The organism is Moorena bouillonii PNG (assembly GCF_001942495.1).
GTDB classification, from domain to species: domain Bacteria; phylum Cyanobacteriota; class Cyanobacteriia; order Cyanobacteriales; family Coleofasciculaceae; genus Moorena; species Moorena bouillonii.
Genome location: NZ_MKZS01000001.1, coordinates 3,938,765 through 3,965,542, shown reverse-complemented (window position 1 = coordinate 3,965,542; position 26,778 = coordinate 3,938,765). Strand labels below are relative to the sequence as shown.

At 45.7% G+C, this 26,778-nt stretch carries 22 protein-coding genes and 2 pseudogenes; 15 read left to right on the top strand and 9 right to left on the bottom strand.

The window, feature by feature from the left end:
- Nucleotides 1-180: 180 nt before the first annotated feature.
- Together BJP37_RS16275 and BJP37_RS39315 are read left to right on the top strand one after the other, a co-directional pair.
- Nucleotides 181-3,174, top strand: a complete 2,994-nt coding sequence (locus tag BJP37_RS16275; protein ID WP_075900303.1) for a type I restriction endonuclease subunit R — start codon at nucleotides 181-183, stop codon at nucleotides 3,172-3,174.
- A gap of 460 nt (nucleotides 3,175-3,634) precedes the next feature.
- Nucleotides 3,635-3,793, top strand: a complete 159-nt coding sequence (locus BJP37_RS39315) for a hypothetical protein (protein WP_158069613.1) — start codon at nucleotides 3,635-3,637, stop codon at nucleotides 3,791-3,793.
- Between the two features lie 155 nt (nucleotides 3,794-3,948).
- On the opposite strand, the pseudogene BJP37_RS34500 reads toward BJP37_RS39315, so the two are convergent.
- Nucleotides 3,949-5,009 (bottom strand): annotated as a pseudogene (locus BJP37_RS34500) (IS630 family transposase).
- Between the two features lie 728 nt (nucleotides 5,010-5,737).
- On the opposite strand from BJP37_RS34500, the gene BJP37_RS16255 reads away from it, so the two are divergent.
- From BJP37_RS16255 to BJP37_RS16215, 10 genes are all read left to right on the top strand, one after another.
- Entirely contained in the window at nucleotides 5,738-7,069 is a 1,332-nt protein-coding gene (locus BJP37_RS16255; protein ID WP_075900299.1) for a sedoheptulose 7-phosphate cyclase, read from the top strand.
- Nucleotides 7,070-7,080: 11 nt separating this feature from the next.
- Nucleotides 7,081-7,914 carry an O-methyltransferase gene (locus BJP37_RS16250; protein ID WP_075900297.1) on the top strand — a complete coding sequence of 278 codons (834 nt, stop codon included), beginning with the start codon at nucleotides 7,081-7,083 and terminating at the stop codon, nucleotides 7,912-7,914.
- 71 nt (nucleotides 7,915-7,985) lie between these two features.
- On the top strand, nucleotides 7,986-9,314 hold the full coding sequence (locus tag BJP37_RS16245; RefSeq protein WP_075900295.1) for an ATP-grasp domain-containing protein: 1,329 nt from the start codon (nucleotides 7,986-7,988) through the stop codon (nucleotides 9,312-9,314).
- A gap of 51 nt (nucleotides 9,315-9,365) precedes the next feature.
- Entirely contained in the window at nucleotides 9,366-10,502 is a 1,137-nt protein-coding gene (locus BJP37_RS16240; RefSeq protein ID WP_075900293.1) for an NAD(P)-dependent oxidoreductase, read from the top strand.
- Nucleotides 10,503-11,149: 647 nt separating this feature from the next.
- Nucleotides 11,150-11,842: a nitroreductase family protein gene (locus tag BJP37_RS16235; protein WP_075900291.1), complete on the top strand. Its 693-nt coding sequence runs from the start codon at nucleotides 11,150-11,152 to the stop codon at nucleotides 11,840-11,842.
- Nucleotides 11,843-12,222: 380 nt separating this feature from the next.
- A complete protein-coding gene (locus BJP37_RS16230; RefSeq protein WP_075900289.1) occupies nucleotides 12,223-13,203 on the top strand; it encodes a DMT family transporter in 981 nt (326 codons plus the stop codon).
- Between the two features lie 151 nt (nucleotides 13,204-13,354).
- Nucleotides 13,355-14,764, top strand: coding sequence for a sodium/proline symporter (locus BJP37_RS16225; RefSeq protein ID WP_075900287.1), 1,410 nt, complete (start codon nucleotides 13,355-13,357; stop codon nucleotides 14,762-14,764).
- A 48-nt stretch (nucleotides 14,765-14,812) separates the two neighbouring features.
- Complete coding sequence (locus BJP37_RS16220; RefSeq protein WP_075900285.1) at nucleotides 14,813-15,856, top strand: D-alanine--D-alanine ligase family protein; 1,044 nt, start codon at nucleotides 14,813-14,815, stop codon at nucleotides 15,854-15,856.
- Nucleotides 15,857-15,920: 64 nt separating this feature from the next.
- Complete coding sequence (locus BJP37_RS36665; RefSeq protein WP_143727641.1) at nucleotides 15,921-16,241, top strand: hypothetical protein; 321 nt, start codon at nucleotides 15,921-15,923, stop codon at nucleotides 16,239-16,241.
- A 472-nt stretch (nucleotides 16,242-16,713) separates the two neighbouring features.
- Nucleotides 16,714-17,646, top strand: coding sequence for a hypothetical protein (locus tag BJP37_RS16215; RefSeq protein ID WP_075900283.1), 933 nt, complete (start codon nucleotides 16,714-16,716; stop codon nucleotides 17,644-17,646).
- Nucleotides 17,647-18,090: 444 nt separating this feature from the next.
- Here BJP37_RS16215 and BJP37_RS16210 read toward each other — a convergent pair whose 3' ends face one another.
- On the bottom strand, nucleotides 18,091-18,792 hold the full coding sequence (locus tag BJP37_RS16210; RefSeq protein WP_158069612.1) for a hypothetical protein: 702 nt from the start codon (nucleotides 18,790-18,792) through the stop codon (nucleotides 18,091-18,093).
- Nucleotides 18,793-19,096: 304 nt separating this feature from the next.
- Between BJP37_RS16210 and BJP37_RS16205 the strand changes: the two genes are divergently transcribed.
- Nucleotides 19,097-19,639 (top strand): hypothetical protein, encoded by a 543-nt coding sequence (locus BJP37_RS16205; RefSeq protein ID WP_075900280.1) that lies wholly within the window; start codon nucleotides 19,097-19,099, stop codon nucleotides 19,637-19,639.
- An 86-nt stretch (nucleotides 19,640-19,725) separates the two neighbouring features.
- On the opposite strand, the gene BJP37_RS16200 is transcribed toward BJP37_RS16205, so the two are convergent.
- From BJP37_RS16200 to BJP37_RS16175, 6 genes and pseudogenes are all read right to left on the bottom strand, one after another.
- Complete coding sequence (locus BJP37_RS16200) at nucleotides 19,726-20,823, bottom strand: anthranilate phosphoribosyltransferase family protein (RefSeq protein ID WP_075900278.1); 1,098 nt, start codon at nucleotides 20,821-20,823, stop codon at nucleotides 19,726-19,728.
- Between the two features lie 30 nt (nucleotides 20,824-20,853).
- Nucleotides 20,854-21,849: a LysR family transcriptional regulator gene (locus tag BJP37_RS16195; protein WP_075900276.1), complete on the bottom strand. Its 996-nt coding sequence runs from the start codon at nucleotides 21,847-21,849 to the stop codon at nucleotides 20,854-20,856.
- Nucleotides 21,850-22,109: 260 nt separating this feature from the next.
- Nucleotides 22,110-22,697: pseudogene (locus BJP37_RS16190) on the bottom strand (ABC transporter permease); the annotation flags it as partial.
- On the bottom strand, nucleotides 22,690-23,457 hold the full coding sequence (locus BJP37_RS16185) for an ABC transporter ATP-binding protein (protein ID WP_075900274.1): 768 nt from the start codon (nucleotides 23,455-23,457) through the stop codon (nucleotides 22,690-22,692). The pseudogene BJP37_RS16190 and the gene BJP37_RS16185, both read right to left, overlap by 8 nt.
- 60 nt (nucleotides 23,458-23,517) lie before the next feature.
- A complete protein-coding gene (locus tag BJP37_RS16180; RefSeq protein ID WP_075900271.1) occupies nucleotides 23,518-24,468 on the bottom strand; it encodes an ABC transporter substrate-binding protein in 951 nt (316 codons plus the stop codon).
- A gap of 91 nt (nucleotides 24,469-24,559) precedes the next feature.
- Nucleotides 24,560-25,222 (bottom strand): GntR family transcriptional regulator, encoded by a 663-nt coding sequence (locus BJP37_RS16175; protein ID WP_075900269.1) that lies wholly within the window; start codon nucleotides 25,220-25,222, stop codon nucleotides 24,560-24,562.
- A gap of 154 nt (nucleotides 25,223-25,376) precedes the next feature.
- Here BJP37_RS16175 and BJP37_RS16170 point away from each other — a divergent pair, with 154 nt between their 5' ends.
- Nucleotides 25,377-25,688 (top strand): cupin domain-containing protein, encoded by a 312-nt coding sequence (locus BJP37_RS16170; RefSeq protein ID WP_075900267.1) that lies wholly within the window; start codon nucleotides 25,377-25,379, stop codon nucleotides 25,686-25,688.
- A gap of 39 nt (nucleotides 25,689-25,727) precedes the next feature.
- Here the strand turns inward: BJP37_RS16170 and BJP37_RS16165 are convergent, their stop codons facing one another.
- Nucleotides 25,728-26,132: a cupin domain-containing protein gene (locus BJP37_RS16165; RefSeq protein WP_075900265.1), complete on the bottom strand. Its 405-nt coding sequence runs from the start codon at nucleotides 26,130-26,132 to the stop codon at nucleotides 25,728-25,730.
- 210 nt (nucleotides 26,133-26,342) lie between these two features.
- Between BJP37_RS16165 and BJP37_RS16160 the strand changes: the two genes are divergently transcribed.
- Nucleotides 26,343-26,645 carry a recombinase-like helix-turn-helix domain-containing protein gene (locus tag BJP37_RS16160; protein ID WP_075900263.1) on the top strand — a complete coding sequence of 101 codons (303 nt, stop codon included), beginning with the start codon at nucleotides 26,343-26,345 and terminating at the stop codon, nucleotides 26,643-26,645.
- Nucleotides 26,646-26,778 lie beyond the last annotated feature (133 nt).

Here is a 26,778-nt window from a genome sequence, read left to right as displayed (position 1 = left end):
TTGCCTAAATCCTAGTCTCTATCACCGTTTCGACTACTTTTGCCTAATGGATAGCCTTGTCAAGGGGGGTTAGGGGGGATCATCTTCGATCCCACTCTTATCCCTGACCCCAAAACTCAACAAGACTTATCGATTGCGCAGCTTCAAGAACTAGAAACCAAGCTAAACCAAGCCTCGGAAATGCGCAGCATCGCAGAAAAGCGGCAAAAACAAACAGAGGAAGAACTTGAAACTCTAAAAGCAGAAATAAACAAACTCAAGGAGCAAAATAAAACAGTTCCAGATAACCACAACTACAACGAAGCTGATACACGGCGCTACACTATCGATGTATTGCTGAAAGAAGCAGGATGGGACATTGATCAACCTGAGTGGAAAGAGTACCCAGTTCAAGGAATGCCCAATGATACGGGTAAGGGTTATGTTGATTATGTACTCTGGGGGGATGATGGCAAACCCTTGGCTTTAGTTGAAGCAAAACGCAGCAGTGTCAGCCCCAAAACAGGGAAACATCAAGCGGAGTTATACGCCGAATGCTTAGAGAAACAGTTTAACCAGCGTCCAGTCATATTTTATTCCAACGGTTACGAACATTGGATCTGGGACGATTGCACTTATCCCCCTCGTAAAATTCAGGGCTTTCTAAAAAAGGATGAATTAGAAAGAATCATCTTTCGCCGTAGCCATCGCAAAAGCCTTAATGTAGTCATACCTAATAAAGATATTGCTGGGCGCTGTTATCAACGAGAAGCCATTCGCCGCATTACGGAAACCTTTGACCAAGACAAAAAGCGCAAAGCACTGTTAGTGATGGCGACTGGTACGGGTAAAACCAGAGTTGCTATCTCCCTAGTTGACTTGCTGATGCGAGGGGAATGGGTGAAACGAGTGCTATTTTTAGCGGATCGTACACCACTGCTAACCCAAGCCTTTCGTAACTTCAAGAAGCACTTACCCAATGTGACTGCTGTGGACATAACCAAGAATAAGAAAGATGCAGATAGCGCTAATGTAGTGCTTTCTACTTATCCGACTATGTTCAACTGCATTAGTGGTAATAATAGCTCGAAGTTACAGTTTAGTCCGGGATATTTCGATCTAGTAATTGTAGACGAAGCTCATAGAAGTATCTATAAAAAATATCGGGCTTTATTCGACTATTTTGATAGTCTACTAGTGGGACTTACTGCTACTCCTAGGAATGAAATCCATAAAAACACTTATCGTATATTTCGCCTAGACCCTGGTGTTCCCACTTTCGCTTATGAATTAAATGATGCGATCGCGGATAACTATCTAGTGCCACCCCAAGGTATTAAAGTCCCTTTCAAGTTCCTGCGCCAAGGAATAAACTATAACCAACTTTCGGAAGCTGAACGGGAAGACTATGAGGAAAAATTCAGGGATGAGGAAACAGGAGAAATTCCCGACCAGGTCAACGCAGCAGCTATAAACAAATGGCTGTTTAATAGTAATACAATAGACCAAGCTCTAGAGTTATTAATGGAGAAAGGGCTAAAAGTAGAAGGAGGCGATCGCTTAGGTAAAACTATCATCTTTGCCCGCAACCACAGCCATGCCGAGTTTATTGTGGAACGCTTCGATCAGAATTACCCCCATTATAAAGGTAAATTCGCCCAAGTCATTGATAGTCATAACTCCTACGCCCAAAGCCTACTTGATGATTTTTCTGAGTCTAACAAAGAGCCAACCATAGCGGTATCTGTTGATATGTTAGATACTGGGGTAGATGTTCCGGAAGTCGTTAACTTAGTCTTCTTCAAGCCCGTCTATTCCCGAGTTAAATTCAATCAAATGATTGGACGGGGAACTCGTCTGTGTCCAGAACTCTTTGGAGTAGAACAAGATAAAGATAATTTTTTGATATTCGACCTCTGTAGCAATTTTGATTACTTCAGTCAGGATATCAAAGAATCAGATCCAAAGCCACCAGAAAGCCTAACCGGTCAAATCTTTAACGCTCGTCTTAGGTTAAATGATGCTATCAGAGAAAGCAATAACCCAGAGTATGATCAACTAAGGGATTCATTACTAGATAAACTCCATCACCATGTGGCAACAATGGAGAAAGGTAACTTTCTAGTACGCCGACATCTACCGACAGTAGACTATTTTAGCGATCGCACAAACTGGAACAACCTCAACCAGCTCCCATCATCCAGTTCCGCCCTGGGATCCCCCTCCCGTCCCCCTTATCAAGGGGGAGGCCAGAGCAGGATTGAAACCCCATTAAATTCCCCCCTTACTCAAGGGGGGTTAGGGGGGATCCAAACCCTAGCATCCCTCCCCAACGGACTACCCAAAGAAAACGAAGGAAGTAAACGCTTCGATCTACTTTGTCTAAAAATACAACTAGCCATCCTTAAGAAATCCCGTGATTTCATCCAACTCAGAGATAAAGTCAGAGACTTACTAGACCGCCTAGAGGAAAAACAAACCATCCCCATGGTAAAGCAACAACTTCCTCTGATCGAAGAGGTTCGAGAAGAAACATGGTGGTCGGATGTAACCCCCAGTCAGATCGAATCACTGCGAGTTTCCCTCCGCGACCTGATCAAATTCATAGATAAGAAAGAGCAAAATATTATTGTATACACCAACTTTGAGGATGAACTAGGGGAAATCGTAGAGGTAGATGTCCCCAGTCAGCAAACAGGCTTTAGTCGCGAACAATACCACAAGAAGGTAAAAACTTATATTAAGAATAATGAAGACCATATTACCATTGCCAAACTGAAGCGCAATGTCTCTCTGACAGAAGCAGATCTAACTGCCTTAGAAGAAATGTTGTTTACTGCTGAGGAGATTGGAGGACGCGATCGCTTCTTTGAAATGTATGGTCAAGATATAAGTCTCAAACTATTCATCCGTAAAATAGTAGGTTTAGATCGCAATGCTGCTAAGGAAGCCTTTAGCAAATACCTACAAGTAACCAACTTCAGTGCTAATCAGATCCGGTTTGTAGAGACAATCATTGATTACCTAACCCAGAACGGAGTAATGGATCCCGGACTGCTATACGAAACCCCCTTTACCGACCTCCATTATGAAGGACTCGATGGGGTGTTTAACGAGGATGATGCCGACCTAATTATAACCACAGTGCGATCGTTCAATGAAACAGTAGACGAAGGATTTGGTAGTGTAGCATAAACCAGCATTACCTTTACCACCAGCACAGAAACAAGCACTGCCAAGCTACCAGAAGCAACAGAAGTAATAAATAGCGATCGCAATGATGGCAATTGGGATTGCTACAGCTTTGATTCCGAGGGCAAACCCATCTAAATTCTCGAAACCTTAATCAGAATTAATAAGCAAAAATACTTATTTTATTACTCTCATATTCAGTAGGTATTTTTAACTAAAATTTGTTTACCCTGAACAAAATTTGGAAAGCGTGAACCACCCCAGTCCCTTTCACCACAGTTAATACAGCTTAAAAAGACAATAATTTAATTATTTTCGGAGATAATAGGATATAAGGATAGGTAAATGGCTAAATAAAACTAAATTTGATTAAAAATAAGCGAATAAGCACCTTTGACACCATACTAATTAGTCTGCTTTAATCTACTGACGTGGGTAACGAAATGTTAAGTAGCAAAAATCAGTGTTGATCAAATTTGCCGAAAACCCCGACTATGAATATTTCTTGATGCAGTTGCTCATCAAGAAAACCCGTAATACCAAGCCGGTAGTCGCTCATGGGGGGGATCCCCAACACCGCGCTACCTCCCTGCATCGCTTGTGGAAAATTATCCCCATATGACCACCTGACCATCTCCCTACCTATTTTCTCCACGATTGAAACGGCAGTGATAGCACAACAGCTGTACCGGTCGCAATCAGGAATTGAGGAGGGTGATGATTACGAGTATGGTTACTGTGAGTGGGGTTATATGAAATCCGGCTAAATAGTTACTGTTAAGCCTTGGCATCCTGCCACCAGTGAAAATGGGTGAGTCCCCGGATCAACTCAGGCTGTTTTAGTAGTACGCAACACCGATTACATAGAAGTTGCTCTAACTCAAAGATGTTCTCAAAGGTTCGGTTAGCAATCGGCTCATCCAAGATTGACCAAAGACGTTCTGCAGGTTGCAACTCAGGGGAGTAAGGGGGAAGAAACTCTAAATGTAATCCTTCTGGTAGCACGATATCCTGACCGGTGTGCCAACCGGCTTGGTCAACAGTTAAAATAACGTGTTTATTTTGGCCTAAGCTGAAATGTTGGGCAAAGTCAGCCAGGACTTGATTGAACAGTTGAATGTTTACTCTCGGTAACAACCACCAATAGGTTTGACCCGAAGCTGGATGCACAAAACCCCATACCCAAACCCACTCATAGCGCCACTGCACTTTGGCAATAGGGGTTTCCCACCAGGGAACCCAGAGGCGGCGCACCATAGGTTTGAGTCCAACTCGATGTTCGTCCATCGCCCACAACTCAATCTCTGCCCCCGGGTGCTGCTGCTGTAACTGCTCTACTCGCTCAGGCAGTTTTTTTTCCAGGCTTCTTGCTTGATGGGATCTTGCTGTTGATGCTCCGGACGGGGCAGCCGTAGCCGAAACTCCATCTGCTTGAGATATTCCCAACCTCGTTGAGGCGCAACCGGACGGTCGAGCACTCGACTCATCCAATCAGCTACCTTACGACCATTCCACAACCCGCTCTCATCCACAGGGGCTTCTATAGCTTGTAGGAGTTGGGCTTGTTGAATCTCGTCGAGTAAAGGTTCGGCTCCACGATTATGATGCCGACCATCACCTACCCCGGCTTCCCCCTGTTGGTTGTAGCGCTTGGCAATCACCCGTATCCAGCGCAATGAATACCCTGTTGCCTCTCGCACCTCTTCGGTCTGCTTACCTTTTGCCAGCAACCACAGGATTTGGTATTGGCTGCGTTCTACAGCATCACTGGCTTGACGATACCGTTCTTCCAATTCCTCACAACTAAGATGAGGTAATAGGCTCAGCCGTTTGGGCATAGATCTTTCCCGACTCACTCTATACAATAAGTCTACACCCGGATTTGATATTAGCCCGAGCAGCCGGTTAGTAGTAATAAATACTTATCTTAATAGGATGGCCGCCTAATGTCAACCACAAGGAATGATGCCCTTCACCCTAGAAGAGGCTCGTCCTGACTGCCTGTGTTGCCATCATTCGCAGTGGAGTGCTCCGGTTGTATTAAACCTTTACCGTCCATTAAGTCTGTTCTTAGAAATACAGTTTTCTAAAAAAATTTGTCGCTACCCCTAGGAAAATTTGTAAATTTTTGTTACAATACTTAAGTAGCGATGCTAAGGTTAAGCTAGTCACTCTTTACAAAGCAAATCTAAAGAAAATGTAAAATTAGCGTTGCTCAAGCAATGCAGCGAAGTAGCGCCGCCAAAGGGGGTTCTTCCCCATGAGTGACTACCGGTACAGCCAAAGGGGGTTTTCCCCCCTCGCGCTTTGCATAAAGACATTAAAGAATGAATTTAGATGGTCTGGTTTTGGTAAATCCCCCGTTGCTTCCCTAATTTTCGGTGAAGTTGAGGGTTTTGTTCCCTGCCCCGGTGTGCTTGCAGTCGTCGAATTAAATTCGCCACGGGTCGCACCGCAAAATTGGCGGGCTAGGGGGACGGAATTCTACCTAGAAATCTGCCTTGCCATGTAAATTCTTCCATACCATTCGGAACACCCAAACAAGGAATATCCCAGCAGCACAATTATGGTTCAAGCTAAAGCGAATCCAAGATCACCAAAGCTTTCTCCTTCAGAGTCAGAGCAAATTATTCAATTCCACCACCCAGAAAAGTACCGCACTTCAGAGTGGTACACCGGTCATGGAGAAATCGCTGCTAGTGGAGACGGTCGCTCTTTTGAAATCTCTGCTACCTATGCGCTAAAGGCAACAGTTAAATTAGTAGACGGAGTTTTCAACCCTGCCAATCCCACCTTGGCAGAGGTTTACAGTCGTCGCGGTCGTTGTGTAGCAATTGTGGATCAGACCGTAGATGAGCTTTACGGAGCGTCAATTCGCCGCTACTTCGAGGAGTATGAAATTCCTCTTAACTTGCAGCCCTGCCGCGCTTGGGAATCTGACAAAACTCCCGAAACCGTCCACCGCTTGCTGAAATTTTTAGGTAAAGATGGCTGCGACGTTTCCCGTAACGAACCCGTACTAGTGGTAGGTGGCGGTGTTCTCAGTGATGTAGCCGGACTTGCCTGCGCCCTGCAGCACCGACGCACTCCTTATATTATGGTCGGAACTACGGTTGTGGCTGCTATTGATGCTGGTCCATCCCCCCGCACTTGCACTAACGGTGCCCAATTCAAGAACAGCATTGGCTCCTATCATCCTCCAGTAATGACTTTGGTAGACCGCAGTTTCTTCCGTACTTTGGCGACAGGTCACGTCCGCAACGGTATGGCAGAAATTATTAAAATGGCAGTCACCGATGATCCGGTTCTGTTTGAGTTAATGGAACAATACGGTCCCCGCTTAGTAGAAACTCACTTTGCCACTTTGGATGGCGATGAAAAACTGGCAGCGATCGCTGATACAGTGATCTATCGGGCATTGTTTTCCTACATGAAGCATGAAGGAACAAATATGTTCGAGACTTACCAAGACCGTCCCCACGCTTATGGTCACACCTGGAGTCCTCGCTTTGAACCTGCTGCTAAATTAATGCACGGTCATTCTGTCACCATTGGCATGGCGTTCGGCGCGACTTTAGCGGCAGAAATGGGCTGGGTCAAACCAGAAGAACGCGATCGCATTATCGCTTTGTGTCGCTCTCTGGGTCTGTCTGTTTACCACCCCATCCTAGAAGATATTGACCTGATGCTTGAAGGTCAGAAAAATATGCGGCGCAAGCGAGGAGAAGGGGGTTTATGGGCTCCATTGCCAACAGGGATTGGTTCCTGTGATTACGCTCAAGAAGTATCGTCAGGATTGCTACAACTAGCCATTGACAAGCATAAGGAATTATGTTCTTCTTTTCCTGATGATGGAAAAGGCACAGAAATGTACCTCAGCGACCTCGGCCTTGAATAAAAGGAGTAAAAATGACTAACCTATTACAAAGTCCCCCAACTCCAAGGCCCGTAACTCCCTTAGGAATTTTAGTGCAACAGCTGGAAGGAATCGTGGAGATGGCCGAACAGGAGAAAGTGCCCGCTTCTGTGATGGCGTCTCTCCAACAAGCACTAGCCCTAGCCGCTGGCATCGACCCTTACCTTGAAGAATGTGCGACTCCAGAGTCTCCTGCCCTAGCGGCCTTAGCCCAGAAAACGGCAAGAGAAGATTGGAGCAAGCTTTTCTCAGATGAAGAAACCGTGCGCCAGTTGGAGCAAGAGATGCTCTCTGGGCATATTGAAGGACAAACCCTCAAGTTGTTTGTCTACATGACTAAGGCAAAGCGCATCCTAGAAGTCGGGATGTTTACTGGATATTCTGCTCTAGCCATGGCAGAAGCCTTGCCTGAAGATGGGGACTTAGTTGCCTGTGAAGTCGATCAATATGTCGCCGACTTTGCCCGTGCTTGCTTTGAAGCATCTCCTCACGGCAGCAAAATTAAAGTGGAAGTCGCTCCAGCTTTGGAAACCCTAGAAAAGTTGGCAGATGCCCAGGAATCCTTCGATTTGGTATTTATTGATGCTGATAAGAAGGAGTATGTCGATTATTTCAAGGTCTTGCTAGACAGGGATGTATTGACTCCTGGTGGCTTTATCTGTGTGGATAATACCCTGCTTCAGGGACAACCTTATTTACCCCTAGAGCAACAAACTGCCAATGGAAGTGCGATCGCTAAATTTAACCAGTTTGTAGCGGATGACCCCCGAGTAGAACAAGTGTTACTACCGTTGCGAGATGGTTTAACTATCATCCGACGCACCTAGATAAATTACGATCAGACAATAAACAAAAGGCAATGAACAGCTCCATTGCCTTGTTCTTCCCCTAGTAAATAATGATTGCTTTACTAAAAAATATCGGCACCTTAACCTTACTGTTAATTGCCTTGCCTCTAAATGCCACCCTCGTCTTTATTTCCCTAGTAATCAATTGGATAACTTCCCCATTTCGCAGAGGACGAATACCTGTTGAAGGTTCCAAAAACATCTTGATTACCGGGGGCAAAATGACCAAAGCCCTGCAACTGGCTCGCTCTTTTCATAAGTCTGGGCACAATGTCTTTTTAGTTGAAACTCATAAATATTGGCTATCTGGTCACCGATTTTCTAATGCGGTTAAAGGGTTTTATACCGTGCCAGCACCAGAAAAATATCCCAATGGTTATTCCCAAGCCTTACTAAAAATTGTTCAAAAAGAAAACATTGATGCCTTCATTCCCGTATCTAGCCCAGTAGCGAGCTATTATGATTCTGTCGCTGGAACGTTACTCTCCCCCTACTGCGAAGTCATCCACTTTTCTCCTGACATCACCCAGATGTTAGACGACAAATTTACATTGTGCGAGCAAGCCCGTTGTTTGGGATTATCAGCACCAAAGTCTTTCCTAATTACCGATCCACAACAAATTCTAGATTTTGACTTCAAAGCAGATGGGAGTCGGTATATTCTCAAAAGCATTCAGTATGATTCAGTTTCTCGCTTGGATATGACCAAGTTTCCCTTTGAAGGAATGGAAGATTATGTCAAAAATCTTCCTATTACAAAGGAAAACCCTTGGACAATGCAAGAGTTTATTACCGGTCAGGAGTATTGCACCCACAGTACAGTCCGCAACGGAAAAATTAGACTTCACTGCTGTTCCCCATCGTCTCCCTTCCAAGTCAATTATCAGCATCTTGATAAACCTGAAATACTTGCATGGGTGGAGAAATTTGTCAAGGAATTAAATTTGACAGGACAAATTTCCTTTGACTTCATTCAAACCGAAGACGGCACCGTCTATCCGATTGAATGTAATCCTCGCACCCATTCTGCTATCACCATGTTTTACAATCATCCAGGATTAGCAGATGCTTACCTAAAAGATAGTGATGAGGAAAATCAAGCACCGATTGTGCCCCGCCCTGACAGTAAGCCAACTTACTGGCTCTATCATGAAATTTGGCGGCTGACTGAGATCAGGTCATGGTCAGCTTTACAAGGGTGGATTAAAAAGATTGTCAAGGGTACAGATGCCATTTTTCAAGTCAACGATCCCTTACCCTTCTTAACCGTACCCCATTGGCAAATTACCTTACTATTATTAGAGAATTTACGGAAACTAAAAGGCTGGGTAAGGATTGATTTTAATATTGGTAAATTAGTAGAATTGGGTGGGGATTAAATAGCGTTCGGCTTAAGATTCGCCCTATCAAAAAAGTTAAGCAATCAACATATGTTACCAATTAACAACACTTCGGATCAGGAATCTACCCTCAATCATCCCACCATCGGTATCATAGGTTGCGGCAATATTGGAGGGCGACAAGCTGCTAATTTTCTAGCCCATGGCTACTCGGTCTATGTCTACGACATCAATCCAGATGCCATGGTTCAGTTGCAGCCTTTAGGTGCGTGTATTGTCCAGAGTTGTGCTGAACTTGCCACTTATTCGGAAATAATCTTTACCGCCCTACCAACTCCAGCCGATGTGATCACAGCCGTGCTAGAGAGTCCGCAGAATCTCTCTCAAGGATTGCGCTCTGGCAGTGTCTACATAGACCTTACCACCAACTCTCCCGAAACCATACTCAGACTTCATCAAGCCATGGAGCAACTGGGGGTTGAAATGTTAGATGCCCCCTTTAATGATTGCCCTGTAGGTGCCGAAAGCAAAGGTGGTATGGGTTTAGCAATTATGGCCAGTGGCTCAAAAGTCACATTCCAGCGAGTGCAGCCTATCCTGGAACTTATGGCTGATCAAGTTCTCTACTGTGGAGAGATTACCACGGGGACTAAATGCAAACTCATCCACAACGCAGTCAATGCTGTTGCAGTCCAAGCCGTGAGTGAAGGAATTACTTTAGGTTTAGCCCAAGGGATACCCCTAGAAATTATTTGGGATTCCCTGCGGTTTGGATCCTTTGGTCAGAATGCTGGGGACATTCACGGTTTACCCCACTATTGGTTTTCCCGGCGCTGTGATGACAGCTCTAAGCACCCAGCCTTTACGGTTAAACTACTCCATAAAGATTTGCGGATTGCTCTAGGGATGGCTAATCAGAGTAATATCTGTGTTAACCACTTAAGCTTGACAGTCAAAGACTATGAAGAAGCAGAGCAACGGGGTTGGTCTAACTACGCTACCACCAAAGTCCGCTGCCTGCAAGAGGAGCGAGCTGGAGTGATCGCTAAAGCTACTTTACCTGTACTCTCTAGTGACACCCAACCGCAACCCCAGTCTACCTCCACGGCGACAGAGGATTCTCCGATCAAAAAAGGGATATTCTCTGTGTTTGCTATCTTAGTACTAGTAATAGGAAGCAACCTTTTTCAATTAGGATTACACTGGCTATTGCGCAGCCCAAATTAATAGTAATTATTTTAATAATAATTAAAATTATAACAATATAGCAAGCTTGATAACCATCTGTAAATGCTAGCTATAGCTCTATTGCTATTGCCGCTATGACCCGTTTATGTGCTCGCCGAAGGGCAAATTTTTACGATTTCTCTAACTGGGTGCTTTTTAGTCATTGCTCTAGCCCTCTTTAGTCAGATACTAGGTATAGGACTTTGGACTTATTGCCTTAAAAAGTAATCTGCTGGGTTTGCTAGCCTACTACTTTTGCTTATTCCAGCTCTTACTGCTGTGGAAGGTTGGGCGATTTTATCAGAAAATATTGAACTGTGGACTTTGGTAAGTTTCCTGGTAATTTTATTCGGAATGTATTTGGCGCTCTCTAGTAGGTCTGCGATCAAGTTTGGAGTTTAGTATTCTAGTTAATTTAGCCTTAATCATTCAATTAAGTATAAATTTTTAGTATAAACATAGCCAAGTTAAACTTAGGGAATCAATTAGATAATAGTTAATTATAATAATATTAATAATTTAGAATCATATTTTTATATTATTTGAGCGCTCAAGTAGCAATTTAATAGAAGATATATAGTGTACAAATTTAGTTTTATTATAATTTTATACTAAAAGGTAAAAACAAGGTAAAGAGGAGTTAAAAAATGAACACAATTACACCATTAGATGTCCCTTCTGCCATCCAACAACGACGCTCGATCAGAGTTTTTAAGCCTGACCCGATTGAGCCAGCACTAATAGACCAGCTGATTAATCTGACAGTGGCTGCTCCTAGTGCTTCCAATGTACAACCATGGCGAATTGTTGTAGTCCAAAATCCGGAAAAAAAAGCAGCATTAGCGAAAGCTTATCCTGATGCAGATGACGTTAGTGAATTTAATCCTAGGCTTTACAGCCGTCAAGAAATTATTGCTAGTGCGCCAATAAGCTTTGTCTTTACTGCAGATATCAACAGCTGGAAAAAAGTACCACACATTCTAGAGCAAGCCAAGGATAATGGCGCATACAGTGACAAAGTGGTAGAGTACATGCTGGAAAAAGGTATCCCTGCATTAGTGGAACAACTAGGAAATAAAGCTCGCGAATGGGCAGTTCAAGATACCATGGTGGCAGCGACCCATTTAGTTCTGGCAGCAGAAAGTTTGGGTTTGTCAACTTGTATGATCAATCACCCTTTAGAGGAAAAAGTCAAAGAGGTGATTGAAGTTAACAATATGCCTGACATCGCAATCGTTGTGCTTGTGGCTGTAGGTTATGCAGCAGAATCAAGAAAAAATATAGGCCGTTTACCCTTGTCAACCAATGTGTTTCTAGATACGTTTGGTAACCCAATCTAGTAAAATTACACCACAGCTTGTTAAAAACGTCTAACTGTAAGCAGCATAGGCTTTTTTAATGGGTGCATCTCAAATTTTTAAATCTATAAATCACAGAACAGGAGTTAACAGGAGTTTTGTTTTAGCCTTCAATAGTCGTATTTTTGCCACTTTGACATTTATTGAGTCTATTGAGTTCAGTGTTAACTAATTACCTAAATGGTAAGCACAGTTAATTTCCAATAGTAAGCTATTTATTGACTTTACTATTTCTTTGCTTTACTATCGACAACAACAGCATCAAAATAAACTATTACTTAAAATTTTCACTACCCATTCAATAACTACAGGTGTTATGGTTTATGCTATCACCTAGGGTTTAAATAAATCTATAGAATAACATGAATGCTCAAGGAAAATTATCACGGATACAGTACTTATCTTCATTTCCAATAGATTCTTTAGCTGCATTATTAGGTAGCATAATTTGTCTGTCTTTATCACCAATTTTTATCCGTTTAAGTGAATTAGAAATAGGACCAAAGGCTACAGCATTTAATCGTTTCTGGATTGCCGCTGTTGCCTTTGGACTACTGAATAGCTGGTTAAATGCGGGTCAGCACAAGCAGGACGCTGAACCTAAACTACAGAAAAACTATCTGGGAGCAGAAAAAAGGCTACTGATTGCCGATGGGCTACTTTTAGCGATGGGTACAATATGTTGGACTTGGTCTTTAACCCAGACCAGCGTTGCTAACTCTAGCATTATCCATAATTTGATTCCCATATTTACTATCTTAGGAGGCTGGCTAGCGTTTGGTCAACTCTTTGACCGTCGGTTTATCGTGGGTATGTTTGTTGCGATCGCAGGAGTTACGTTACTAGAAATCAATGAGCTGTTGTCATTTAGAATAGGCCCACAACTACTAGGGGATTTGGCAGCGTTAGTCTCAGCAATATTTTTTGGGGTACACCCATTAATAGCTGAGCAACTTCGGACTAAATTTAACTCTGTGACGATTATGACTTGGTCTTCAACAACTAGTTGTCTGTTGCTATTACCTGTTACGGTGTTGTTTTCTAAAGAGCAACTTTTTCCGAGTTCCTTAACTGGGTGGTTTTCAGTAATCGCCCTAGCCGTCGTTGGTCAAATGTTGGGTATAGGACTTTGGACTTATTGCCTCAAAAAGTTATCTTCAGGGTTTGCTAGCCTAGTGGGGTTGATTGTTCCTGTTCTCAGTTCCCTCGAAGGTTGGGCGATTTTATCAGAACCTCTTACTTTTTTAGCTTTAGTCAGTTTTGTGGTAATCTTAGTGGGAATGTATTTGGCTATTTCTAGCAGATCTGCCATTAAACCGGCAATTGAATCTGCTAATAATTGAGTTTAACTACTGCATCTATCAAAATTTGATATTAGAAACATCGAAGTATTAACATTAAACACTTGTGGTGCCATATAATCAAATGAGCAGAGATTTAGTCAATAAGATTAACAATCCCTAGCAATCGCTCATTAACCCCTAAACAAACCTAATGGCTAAACAAGTTGGGATTGCACTGACGTTTATCATGTTCCTGCTGTTATTTACAGCAGTGGGCATTTACTCCGCAACCCGCAAACAAAATACCACCACCGATTATTTACTGGCTAGTCGCAATGTCAACCCTTGGCTGACAGCACTATCAGCAATGGCAACTGGTCAAAGTGGTTTATTATTCATCGGTCAAGTAGGAAATGCCTATAAAATAGGCATTTCCTCCCTCTGGCTGACCATTGGTTGGGCAATTGGGGACTATCTTGCTTGGTATTTTATTTTCAAACGGTTGAGACAGCTCTCTGAGGAAACTGCTTCAGATACTGTCTCTTCCTTTCTAAGTCAAAATATGAAAGGCTCCCGTTTAATTGCCATTATCTCTGCTATAATTACTATAGTATTTCTAGGTTCCTACGCCGCAGCCCAACTGGTAGCAGGAAGCAAAGCACTCAATGCTGTGTTCGGATGGAACTATAATTTAGGCATCATTATAGGAGCAGTAATTGTCGTTATCTACTGCTTTTCTGGAGGAATTCGCGCCTCAATTTGGACCGATGCTCTACAAGCAACAATCATGATCGGTTCCTTGTTAGTGTTGTTAGTGGTGGCGGTTGCGAGTTGTGGTGGAACCGGGCAAATGTGGCAATCTTTGGCAGCCATTGACCCAGCCTTAATCAAGTGGAATTCTTCTCAGCAACCGTGGGGATTTGCGCCTTTCTTTATTGGTTGGGTAGTAGCTGGTTTTGGTGTGGTGGGACAACCCCACATTATGGTGCGCGCTATGGCGATTGACTCACCCGACAACATTGCTTTTGCCAGAAATCTCAAAGCTGCTTTGGGGTTAGTAACGTCTATCTCAGCTATGGGTATTGGCTTAACAGGGCGAGTGCTGATGCCAGATTTGTTGGCTTCCGGGGATCCAGAATTGGCACTTCCTTACCTATCGTTGAAATTGTTACCAGTGGTTTTAGTGGGATTGATGCTCGCTGGGCTGTTTTCCGCCACTATGTCCACAGCAGATTCTCAAATACTCTCTTGTTCAGCTGCCCTAACCCAAGATATTTTTCCGGCTGCAGCTAAATCTTACCAATTCGCAAAAGTAGGAACCCTAACTGTAACAGCAGTAGTTTTGGCGATCGCCCTACTTGGAAATAACAATGTCTTTGCTTTAGTAACTTTTTCTTGGTCGGCTCTGGCTTCAGGTTTGGGTCCTTTATTAATCTTGAGAGTTTGGCAGCGACCAGTCAATCTTACCACAGCGATCGCAATGATGGGAATTGGGATTGCTACAGCTTTGATTTGGAATTTAGGACTTGATTTGTCCAGTGCTATTTATGAAGTGCTTCCAGGTATGGCTGCAGGAATGGCAGTCTATGGAATTGCTCAGTTTTTGAAACATCCTAAATGATTCCGTTTTTAGTTGTTTAGTTTAGTTCTTTATAAGAGGAGATTAGTTATGTCAGTACTTCGCATTCTTCATTTAGTTGGGTCTGCAGACAATGACTTTTACTGCGATTTGTCACGGCTCTATGCCCAAGACTGTATTGCCGCAACGGCGAATCCTTCTCTCTACGAATTTCATATTGCCTACATCACCCCCGATCGCCAGTGGCGGTTTCCCTCATCCCTCAGTAAGGAAGACATCGCGGCAGCCAAACCCATGTCCCTCTCTGAGGCTGTAAAGTTCATAACAGCAAAAACTATTGACCTAGTGCTGCCACAAATGTTTTGTATCCCTGGCATGACTGAATACCGTGCCCTATTGGACTTGCTTAATATTCCCTATGTGGGCAATACCCCAGATTTGATGGCACTAACTGCCCATAAAGCCAGAGCTAAGGCGATTGTGGCAGCGGCAGGAGTTAAAGTACCTTTTGGAGAACTACTTCGCCAGGGAGACATTCCCACCATTAAGCCGCCAGTAGTGATCAAACCTGCTAGTTCTGACAATTCTTGCGGGGTAGCTTTAGTCAAAAATGTCGCTGACTATGACGCTGCCCTGAAAACAGCCTTTGAACATTCAGATGAGGTCTTAGTCGAAGAGTACATCGAACTCGGTCGGGAAGTTAGATGTGGAATCGTTGTCAAAGACGGCGAGTTAGTGGGTTTACCCCTGGAAGAGTATCTGGTGAATTCCCATGACCACCCGATTCGCAACTATGAGGATAAACTAAAACGAACAGAAAATGGTAACTTGAGTTTGACTGCTAAGGATGGTGTTAAGGCTTGGATGCTAGACCCTAGTGACCCTTTAACAGAGCCAGTTCAGGAAGTAGCCAAGAGGTGTCATCAGGCGTTGGGCTGTCGCCACTACAGTCTTTTTGACTTCCGTATCGACCCACAGGGGCAACCTTGGTTTCTAGAAGCAGGATTGTATTGTTCTTTTTCGCCTAAAAGTGTGATTGCTTCTATGGCGAAAGCATCGGGCATATCTGTAAATGAGTTGTTGATGACAGCGATTGATGAAACGTTAATTGATAAGGCTGCGTGTAGGGAATAGGGAACTTCGGATCAGGGAATAGTCTGAGGCGGGGGCGCGGCAGGTGTGGGGAAATGGGGATAATATGGGAAGTGTGGGAGGTGTGGCAGGTGTGGCAGGTGTGGTAAGATGGGGAGTCAGATTAGCAACTAGCTCCCTAAGGCAGTGCTGCGTAGGTATTCCCTACTCCCTATTCCCATTAACCCAGGACGAGGTACCTCCCATTGATAAATGTTGGTTATATGCTATTATGAGTTTAGTAATGTTCGAGTTTTCCGCAACAACAATGCCACTGCCGAGTTACCTATCCCATGTAGTCTTGGTTATGGCATCATACCATCATCATTGTTATTTAAATTACTCTCAATGGCCTCACCCCATTCCTGATCAGGATGTTCACCTGTGACACAGGAATTGGCTCAATGCTGATTTTACCCTACAGGTGACCGATCGGAGTGATTAGACTTCCCACTAGTAGCTACCTATATACAAAACCTGGCTTAAACCTGCTTTTTGGCTAATTATAGCAATTTAATCCCGATAATTTGATTAAAACGGTTGTTTTATCCTGATTACCTCCATTTTTGCTGAAAAAATGGCCTATCTCACCTAACCTTTATACCTTTATAAAGACTTCACATAAAATTTACAATTTGGTGGGACGATTCATAAGTAATTTACAGAAAATTGCTGATAGACATGGTTAACTTTAGAAGAAGCAAAAAGTGCAGCAGGTACTCAAAGCATGTAGTTTCTCCTAGTCACTGCTTAAACGCCAAGATGCTAACCAGAGTGAAAAAACCGTACCATGCGGAATTTCTCTAACAGCCCTTGAGGTAAATAGTAACACGAGTAGTTTTAACAGTTAACTATACAACATGTCAGGCTCTCCTCTGAATAAATTCCTTTTTAAACCCGTTCTTCTTGCAGCAGCGGTATTGTCAGTACTGTCCTTACCAGTAGCAATTTTTGGCTCACAACCAGTATCCATTCGCATTCAGGGAGAACAGTGGATGGATGGTGAAATTAAGGATCTTGCTCCCCCTTACCTAGGCTTGGTTGGAGCCTTAAGTTTGGGAGTCGGTGTAGCCAGTTTGGCAATTTCAGGGTGGCAACACTCCGCCCATAAATTTTCTCAAACTCAGGACAAAGTTTCCACTCTAGCTGAGGATATCCAGGCAAAAGAAAAAGAATTAGAAGACCTTAAGCTTTCTCTGTCGAGTTTGGAAGCTTCTGGACTCAGTGATTTTATAAGAGATGAGGGAGAAACCCCGAAAACAGTTACAGAAAACCTTCCGGAAAACGTTACCGACAAAGTTACCGACAAAGTTATAGAAAACCTTCCGGAAAACGTTACGGAAAACGTTACCGACAAAGTTATAGAAAACCTTCCGGAAAAAGTTACCGACAAAGTTACCGACAAAGTTATAGAAAAGGTTACGGAAACTCAGGATAACAGCATTGAATTCCAGCCAGTCTTTGAAACTATAGTGACTAGCTCGAATTTTGTTGAAGAGCCCTCCATAACAACCCCTACAAGGTCTGTAGAGGATGTAACCCAGAAGTTTGCCTCAGCACAAACGTTTCTAGGTTTTGTGCGCACAAAACCTGTAGTCACCCAACCTATCCAGGTGAGTTCACCAAAACCCGAGCAGCTGGATCAACTCAACACTCAACTTCAAACAATTATGACTCAGATGGCTTCTTTACAATCTGCCCTTGATGGCACACAGAAAAGTCGAGGGATTGAGGTACCTGTAGCCAATCGAGCATCCAAACAACTTGTTAAGTCCTGGTCTGTAAAGGGTTAGGAAGGTTTAAGACAAGTTGTTAGACGATTAGGGTGCATTGTTATCGAACCATAAGCTAAAAAGCATCTACTGGAATTTACTCCAGATAGTTATGTATAGATAGTTGACTGTTGGCAATTAGTCAAAATTGCTGAATTTAGTTGACCATTTTTGCCTTCCAAATTCACAATTATAACCTCAATTTATCCATAGATTAATTTGGGATTAGCTAATTACTGGATTGTTACAATTGATATCACATTGATCCTGTTCACAAAAAGCGCCAACAAAACGCGATCATAGCGCTCATTAAATAAAACTGTTAGGGTATGTCGGTTAAGACCTTGCACAGTGTTGCTGAGTATTATAATTAGTATTATTATTAATATTATTCATGGTTCAGGCTTGATAGTAACCAACCATGAACCATGACCATGAACTATGAACCAAGATAAAGGTTTTGTCTTATCGGAAAAACTCTGACGGCGAGAGTGGAGTATCGCTTTGATTTTTTAAATTGGTTTGTGGGCTAATACTACCACTAACCGATCTTTGGGGTCTAAGTTCTGAGCGGTTTCCCCAGCCACCATTGCGTTCTGCTGCCCTAATGCTAGGTACTGATTTCCTGCCACTAGGTAGCGCTATCGGTAGAGTGTAACTTGCCTTTACGTAAGGTTGACCATCATTATTAAATCGGACGAGGTCACCTTCCATCTCTGGAATCTGCGGCTGTTGCTCTTCAGCCCTTCCTAGGTGACCATAGGGCTCATAGGTAGCTAAGAAAGAGACACTATTATTGGGGCTAACCGAGAATCGTCCTTGTAATTGATTGATTTGCCAAGCTTCCTGAAGGCGACCATCTGGTGCCACCTCCCATAGGTTAAGCCTAGCTTCCCATTGACCCTGCTCGTCTACCTCAACAACTTGGCGATCCAAAATAGAATAGGTGCCTAGGGGGTTAGAACCAAATAAAGGCTGTTGTGTCGGACGCAAATAGCGAATAGCAGCCACAGCAATTTGACTTTGGTTAGGTAGATTACTAGTACCGGATACAGTATACGCACCAGGACGACTGGCCGGTTTTACACTGAGTTCTAACTCAAGGTCAGGGGATTCTTTTGGGGAGCAGCTGACACACAATGCCATTAGCATTAGGATCATAGTCACCTGCTTATTAGAGTAAAGTGAGCGAACTGTTTGACTTAAAAATTGGTAGAATCGCATAAGCATAGGTATAAACAGATTAGATATCCCTAAGGGATAGCTTACAAAGAATGAGTAATTGTCAGATTAGGGGTTCAAAATATCGACTATCATAGCAAGTTGTTAAAAACGACCTAAGTTGATTGGTAGTTAGTGATGGATTTACCACGGAACCCTAATCAACGTCTAACATAATCAAGACCTTGATTGTTTATAATTGATAGCTTAGAATTTATAGCTTATAAAATTTTATCGACTAAGACTAGTTATGAAGCAGCAAAGTAGGTTTAGACATACATCTTTATTGAAATTTTGTACTACTCAGTTGGCAATCGCTGGCCTAGTAACCCTAGGGATTCCTAATGGTTCTGCCACTGCTGGGAATGGATTTAGTTTGTGTGCCAAAGATCTTAAAGCGGCCAATATAACTTCAGAAATCGCATCACAAGCTTGTTCAGAGGCACTACAACCTGAGGATTTATCGTTGTGTGTACTAAAAATTGAGGTACTGACCTCATTAGCAGGTCAAAAAGCCCTAGGTGCTTGTACACGAGTCCGACGACCTTTGGAATTAGCTAGGTGTGTGGTTGATATTGACAATCAGATTGAAAACATAAATGCTAACTCAGTGCTGGATCACTGTCGTCGTAGCCTCCTGCCAGAGCAATTTTCTGAATGTGTTATTGGCTTGAATAGTGCCAATGTCGCTAGCCCTGACAAGGCTCTAAACACTTGTATTTCTGTTGATCAATATCCCTCCCAATTGTCTCCGACCTTTGCGCCACCTCCGGCAAGAACGTTGGTTCAGTAATTTGGTTGAGTATTTTGGTTTTTTGTTGATGGTTTTTTATTGATTGTTGACGGTTGACGGTTTACTGTCAACCGCTGGCTTTTTTTCTATTTAACCTTGTGCAAGTAATCAACAATTTCGTTAAATTTTTGAGCCACATTACCACTGGTGAATAAATCTTCAGCCTTGGCCAGACCTGCTCTAAAATCTGGGCAAACACCACAACGCCACAGATAAAACCCACCATTCCAGATAGTAGCTGGCATCAATGGGTTGGATTTACCCTTTAGGATTTCCTGGTACTGTGCCAGCAGTTTAGTGGTTGACTCAAACGGTAAGTCCTTGCCAGGCAAACCGTATTCACTCGGATGGAGTAGCAGACGTTCAAACCCCTCCCTGGATGATGGTTCACTAATGGCTATGATGGCAGTGCGATCGCGTGGTAAGTCACAGCTACCCTCTAAGCCTTTGACAAAGGTAAAATTCTTGACCAGACGCAGCTGAGATGTCTGTCTAAACAGGATTTCTGTAGGTGGATGAACATACCCGGCAACATGATGAGTCTCTCCTCTATAGGCAGACCACAGGAGTTCCATGGTTGCTATCGGTGGACGTTTACCGATTTGGTCGCGGTAGGAAACTAACTGATCAGCTTGGGGAAAATGCTGGGGTAAATAGATAAATCCTAAGCCAGTTGTCTCCAATACTTGTTGCACCTGGGGCATAGAAAGTTGGGAGAAATCCATTCCCAATCCCTGCCAAATCTCAATCAAGGGGACTCCATACTTAGTGGGCATACAATCTCCCCCATGCATGACCACAGGTACCCCAGCAGTAGCTAAGACTAAGGCGGTCAGGGGTGTGACTGGTGCAGTACGGTTTCGTCCATCATAGGGTGTTCCTAACACTGTAATCCCCAGGGATGAAGCAGACGAAAGTGACCGAGAGGCATCTTGCCCATGGTTGATGTCCCAGGGTTCTAACCTTGGTCCAAGTTGATCATAAGCATCTAACATTCCTGCCAGTTCTTCACTGGTCGGTCGTTTGATGCGGTGGGCAATCATAAATGCTCCAATTTGCGCTGGTGTAGCCTCTTGTGTCAACATGAGGCGGATTGCAGTGGTGGCTTCCTCACGAGTTAACGCTTTCCCAGTGTGTACACCACTGCCCACTTTCTTTAATAATTCCCTGAAGGCATTACTCATTAGTGATTAGTCCAAAGCTGGAAACAGTGATCAAGCTTGAGCAAGGGCTGGCAGCTGGACGTTCCAAGCCTGAACTGTTGGCATGTCCAGCTGACGCACCAGTTTACAAAAATGCTGAATTGGTGGAATCTCTAAGCGATCGCGAGTCGTGACCAAGACCACCTGACGAGTCCACTTGGAATCCAAGGCAGAGATGCTACCTACTAGTTTGTTGGAGCTAGCCACGGATTCTGGTAGTTTTTCGAGGGATCGTACAGCCAGAGTAGAGTCTTGCTGTACATTGATCACGGCTGATTTGGGCAATAGGGCAATCAATTCTCCTTGGCGCACTACTCCTTGGAATGCTTCTAGGGTATTTAACTCCATAACTGCCCGCAAATTAGCCCCTAGCCGGGCAAACTGCTGCTGTACTAAACGTTGCATCCCGTAGCCACTTTTAAAGACTACTTGTGGGTATTTAATCAGTTCTGACCAGGGCACTGGTTGATAGTTGACTAAGGGATGGTCTGATGCCATCAGGACTTCGATCGGCTCTTCATAGAGTACCTCAACTACCATCTCTGAACTAGTGGTCAAAAAGCGATTGTTCATGACAATGGCCACATCCACTAGACCATCTCGCAGTACCTTCAAAGAGCGATCGCTTCCGAGGGCCGTCACTCGTAACTGCACTTGAGGATAGGCCTGACAAAATTGCCTTAAGATCGGTGGCAAGTAGTGAGCGCAGACTGATTGGATTGCCGCTACACACAATTCTGGCTGCTTCCCTGCGATCAAATCTGCTAATTCTTGGGTAGCAGTTTGCCACTCTTGACAGATTTTACGAGCACGGGGTAACAGCTGTTCCCCTGCAAGAGTCAACTTGGCGTGAGCAGTGCGATGAAACAGTGGCATACCCAGATAGCTTTCCAGAGACTGAATTTGTCTACTGATAGTCGATTGTGTTACGCCGCATTTTTGTGCCGCTTGTCCAAAATTACCTGTCTGGGTGACTGCCAGAAATGCCTGCAACTGCTCAATCCGCATGATTTGTTTAAGGTGTATGAGGTTTCATCATAATTAATTGAACATAGTAGATTTTTTGAGGAACTTCGGTAGAATTTGATACATTGACGCTTTCCGATTTAACTAGATCCATAACTCAACTAATGTAATCTAATAAACCTAAGTACACCAATTTCAAATGGGACAGTTACGGTGAAAGGAGAACAGGGCGCTTTGGATCCGTCAACAATCCAGGATGTTAAGAAAGTATAAATAAATAGATCAATATATAGCAGTTCTCAAATACCGGGCATGGCGCCGGGCAATACGATCTTGGTCACGATGGAAAGCCAGGACAGAGAAAAACTCTGTCCCATTCGGATCAGGGATCGATCGACATTGTCGACAGCACCGTAGGTCGCCACGACCGTTGGTGTGAAAGTTCCGAACGCAATCAGTGCATATTTGGAGGGTTCATCGATCCCGAACCAGATAACGAAGAGTGGCAGAAGCGCAATCTTGGGGATCGGGAAAATGGCTGCCACGAGAGGCACGAGGCCCGCCCGAATGAGGGAGAACAAGCCGATCAGAATGCCAATGCCTATGCCGACCGAAGCACCAATTGCCGCGCCGATGATCAATCGGCTGATGGATGGCAGCAGGTGCTGCCACAACAGGCCACTGCGCCACAAATCAAGGAATGTCGCAAACACGTCCGAAGGGCGCGGCAAAGTCAGATTGGAAATCACGCCGCTTCGGGTTCCTGCTTCCATCAGGCCGATGAGCACAACAAAGACAATGAAACCGACCCATCTTTGAGATTGCGGCACAAAGCCACCGCCGCGAAACGCGACTGTTTTTTGTGCGTCCGTGCGGCTGATCTCAGACATCGAGCAATTCCTGATCTGCCGCCAGCGCCTCGTCCCGCATGAGATTCCAAAGGTGCTTTTGCTGGCGATCGAGATCCGGGTCACCCAGACCTCTCTCTCCAAGAGGTTTTTCAATCTCGACGATTTCCCGGATGCATCCCGGTCTGCGAGACAAAACCACAATATGATGCCCCAGCCGCACCGCCTCGTTCAGATTGTGCGTCACATAGACCGCAGTAAATGGTTCACGAGTCCACAGGGACACGAGATCGTCCATGAGAAGTTCACGGGTTTGACTGTCGAGCGCGGATAGCGGCTCGTCCATCAGCATCACTGCAGGACGAACAACCAGTGCGCGGGAAATAGCCACCCGCTGTTTCATGCCCCCGGACAGTTGTTTGGGCAGAGCCTTCCGGAAATCAGAGAGTTTGGTTCGCGCTAGGACATCATCGATCATCTCACGGGCCGGAGCGCCGCGAATGCCATGGTCTTCGAGGACCAGGCTGATATTGCCCTCGACAGTCCGCCATGGGAGCAGTGCAAAGTCCTGAAAGATATAGGTCAGTGGATTGATACTGTCCTGAGGTGGCTCACCAATCTGCACCACCCTGCCCGTTGACGGTCGTTCAAGCCCGCCCACCAGACGCAGCAAGGTGGATTTGCCGCAACCCGAGGGTCCGACAACGCACACGACCCGGCCAGCTGGAATATCCAGATCGATGCCGCGCAGCACCTCCATGTCACCATAGTGGTGGCCGATCGCTTCCAGTCGCAGGTCCATGTTCTCTACAGTATCCGTTTTTTAGAGCAGCCCTGTCACGGGCTGCTCCAATTCGTCAGATCACTGTGAGGTGTAAGACGCATCGACAAGCGTGTCGATGGTGATCGTGGGCTTGACCAGATCTTCGGCCTGGAACCATTCGAGCTGATCCATCACCGATGCCGTATTCAGCGCAGCGTCCTTTGAAATGCGCATGGCACCGTTGCGAATGCTTGGCGCAGCCTTTTCGTAGGGCCGATCCGTGTAGACATATTTGTGAATGAGTTTCACCATGTCTTCGGCCGCTTCATCACCTGCCGTCTTGTCGACCAGCGCTGCGTTGAAGTCAGCTGCTCCTTTTGAGAACGCTCTGAGGAAAGCTTCTGTCGTGTCACGCTTGTTGGCTGCGTTGTCGGCAGAGGTGAAGACGACAGTGACCTGATAATCCGGAATATAATCAGCGACATTGCCAATGATGTGCACTGAGCCACCCTTGTCCAGGGGCTTGGCGATGTGAGGCACGATGGACCAGGCGTCGACTTGTCCAGACTTGATAGCACCGATCACAGCGCCAACCTTCTGAAGCGGCTTGAAGGTCAAAGTGGCGCCTTCCTTGTCGGCAATTTTCGAGCCCATGTAGTGGAAGGATGAGCCGGCCTGGGTTACCGCCCAGCTCTTGCCATCCAGTGCAGAGGGTGAGGTTATGCCTGCCTGATATGCAGCGTCCGAGACCAGAATTTTCTGACCATCAATACCGGCTTCTTCGACTAGTGCCCCGCCGACAATCTTGATCGCGCCCTTGTCTGCAAGCGATATGAGACCACCGGAAATCGCCGTCACTGCATAGTCGACATCTCCAGAGGCAACCGCCACTGCCATCGGCTGAGCGGCCTGAAAGAACTTGAACGTGACATCCAGTCCTTCATCCTTGAAGTAACCGCGCTCAAGCGCCACGAAACTGGCAGCGTGGCTGGTAAAGCGCAGGGCACCAACATTGATTTTCGTGTCCGCGGCATGGGCGATACCAGCCATCAGCAGCGCCGTTGCCCGCCGACGAAGCCAGCAAGCTTCAGCGCGCGTCTTCTGTTCAAAATGCTCATCCTTTTTCCTCCCTGGATGGTGATTATTGATCGAGTATGGATTCGATTTCTGCTGTTAGCAGTTCAATTGCCTTATCCGCCTGTCGATCCACGATGGCTGTCAAAAGCGCAGAGTGAATCTTCGCTTCCGCGGCAAAGTCGATACGGTTCTCACGAAGGGCGGCAAGGCGGAAACGGCGTGACTGATCGTAAAGCCGTGCATGGGTGGCAACCAGCCGCGGTGAGCCGCAGGCCGAAACCAGAGCCGCGTGAAACTCCCGTCCGGCCTCATCCCATGCCAATGCGCCTTCCATCGGCTCGGATTGGACTGATCTGGAGGCTCGGGACAGAGTGTGGTGCGCGGCAATCACTCTTGCTTCCCACGCCACATCGTCCTGCTCCATGGACCATTGAAGACCGAGGCGTTCGATTTCGCAGCGCATCCGCGTGATGTCTTCAAGGTCTGCCTGGGTGGCCGAAGCCACACGGAAACCGCGCTGGGCATTGGCCTCCACCAGCCCTTCAGAGCTCAGCAGCGTCAGCGCTTCCCGCATTGAATGGCTGGACCCGCCATAGGCCGACCGAAGTTCCTCGATTTTCAGCCGGCGGTCTGGCGGCAATTCGCCGAACGAAATGTCTCGCCTCAGGGCACTGGCAATCAGGCCCACCACAGTCTCGCCGTCATCGGAATTGCGTGAAAATATCATGAATGTCCAACAAAACGAAAAATATGTCATATTTTTTGTCGGAGGGGCGGCCTAGAGTCAATGCTCTTGTTGTCAGATCCGAACAAGCCGCACGCGCTTGACTCACCGTTCACGACAATCGACCTTTATCTCCGAGTTGAGCAAGGGGTCTTCAATGTGCGCTTCAGACAGTACGGGATCGGCAATTCCAACGGTCATGATAGAGAACGAACGGACCCGGGTGACCGAATGGCGTTTCAAGTCGCGTGGTGACAATACGGGCTGGCATCGGCATGCCTATGATTACATTGTCGTTCCGCTGTTTGACGGGGTGCTGGAAATAGATCTGGGCAATGGTGAGCGCACCACAGCCACGTTACAATCCGGAGTGCCTTATTACCGCGAGCTTGGCGTCGAGCATGATGTGATCAATGGCAATGATTTCGAGTGTGCATTTGTTGAAATTGAGTTTCTGCAGAACGGGTGATCAGGTCTCATCCTGCAAGGCACACCAGATCTGCCCCATTCAGGGTTTTGGCGGTCGCATGGCCGTTTCATCTACCGGTGGCCCTTCTAGCGCAATATAGGCTTCCGGCGTGAAATGGCCTGAGCAGATCGCCAGAAAGATTAGATCTTCCGATCCAGTATTGACGATGCGTTGCGGCGTCTCAGGTGGAATAACGACACTATCAAGAGGCCCGATCATCCGGCCATCGGTTTCACCGTCTTCCATGCGCCCCTCACCCTCCAGCACAACATAGACTTCCGAAATTCCGGCCAACGCGTGCAGTTCCGTTGTCACTCCCGGCTCGACGCGGCACCGGGCGATGGACAAATCCGGGTTTGCGGAATGATTGAAAAGCTCGACGATATGACACCGCTCTCTGGTCGCAAATTCAGTGGCAAGGTCAACGGGATAGTGGGTGTGCATGGGTTCACTTTCATCGGTTCGCTACAATGCAACGCAAGTTCTGGCGTTTGGATCAATTCATCTTCCGGCGACTCGAACGACGTTTTCACACCATGTTTGCTCAACTTACATCTGACCGCCAGTCATGAATCTGGGCATCGACTTGCAAACAAGAATTTCGGTTGATATGGTTATATTTGAACAATGTGTTCAAATAAGAACAGGCCACCCATGTCTGACGCCAATGACTGGATGACATCTCGCCTCGATCGTCGAGCGCAATTTCCTTTGGACGTGCAGTCCCGAGGCAGGCCGCTCACCGGAGAAGAGCAGGCACTGGCTGATGCGCTGGAGGCAATCTTCTCTGAGGGCGTGCATGATATGGATGCCGTCGCGGAAGCACTGACGGCCAAAGGGCTCGTCGCGCCTGGATCGGGTGGCACGGATTGGACACGCGATTCACTCCTGACGGAGCTTCAATCCATCAACCGGTCGCTGGACGACGCACACAACGAGAACGGCTATGGCGCTTGAATTCCGGTCCGTGACCAAGGAATTCAATTCCGATACTGCCGACGGCAAGTTGGTCGCGGTCCGCGATGTGAATTTCAAGACCGACGAGGGAGAATTCGTTGCCGTCGTCGGCCCTTCCGGTTGTGGCAAGAGC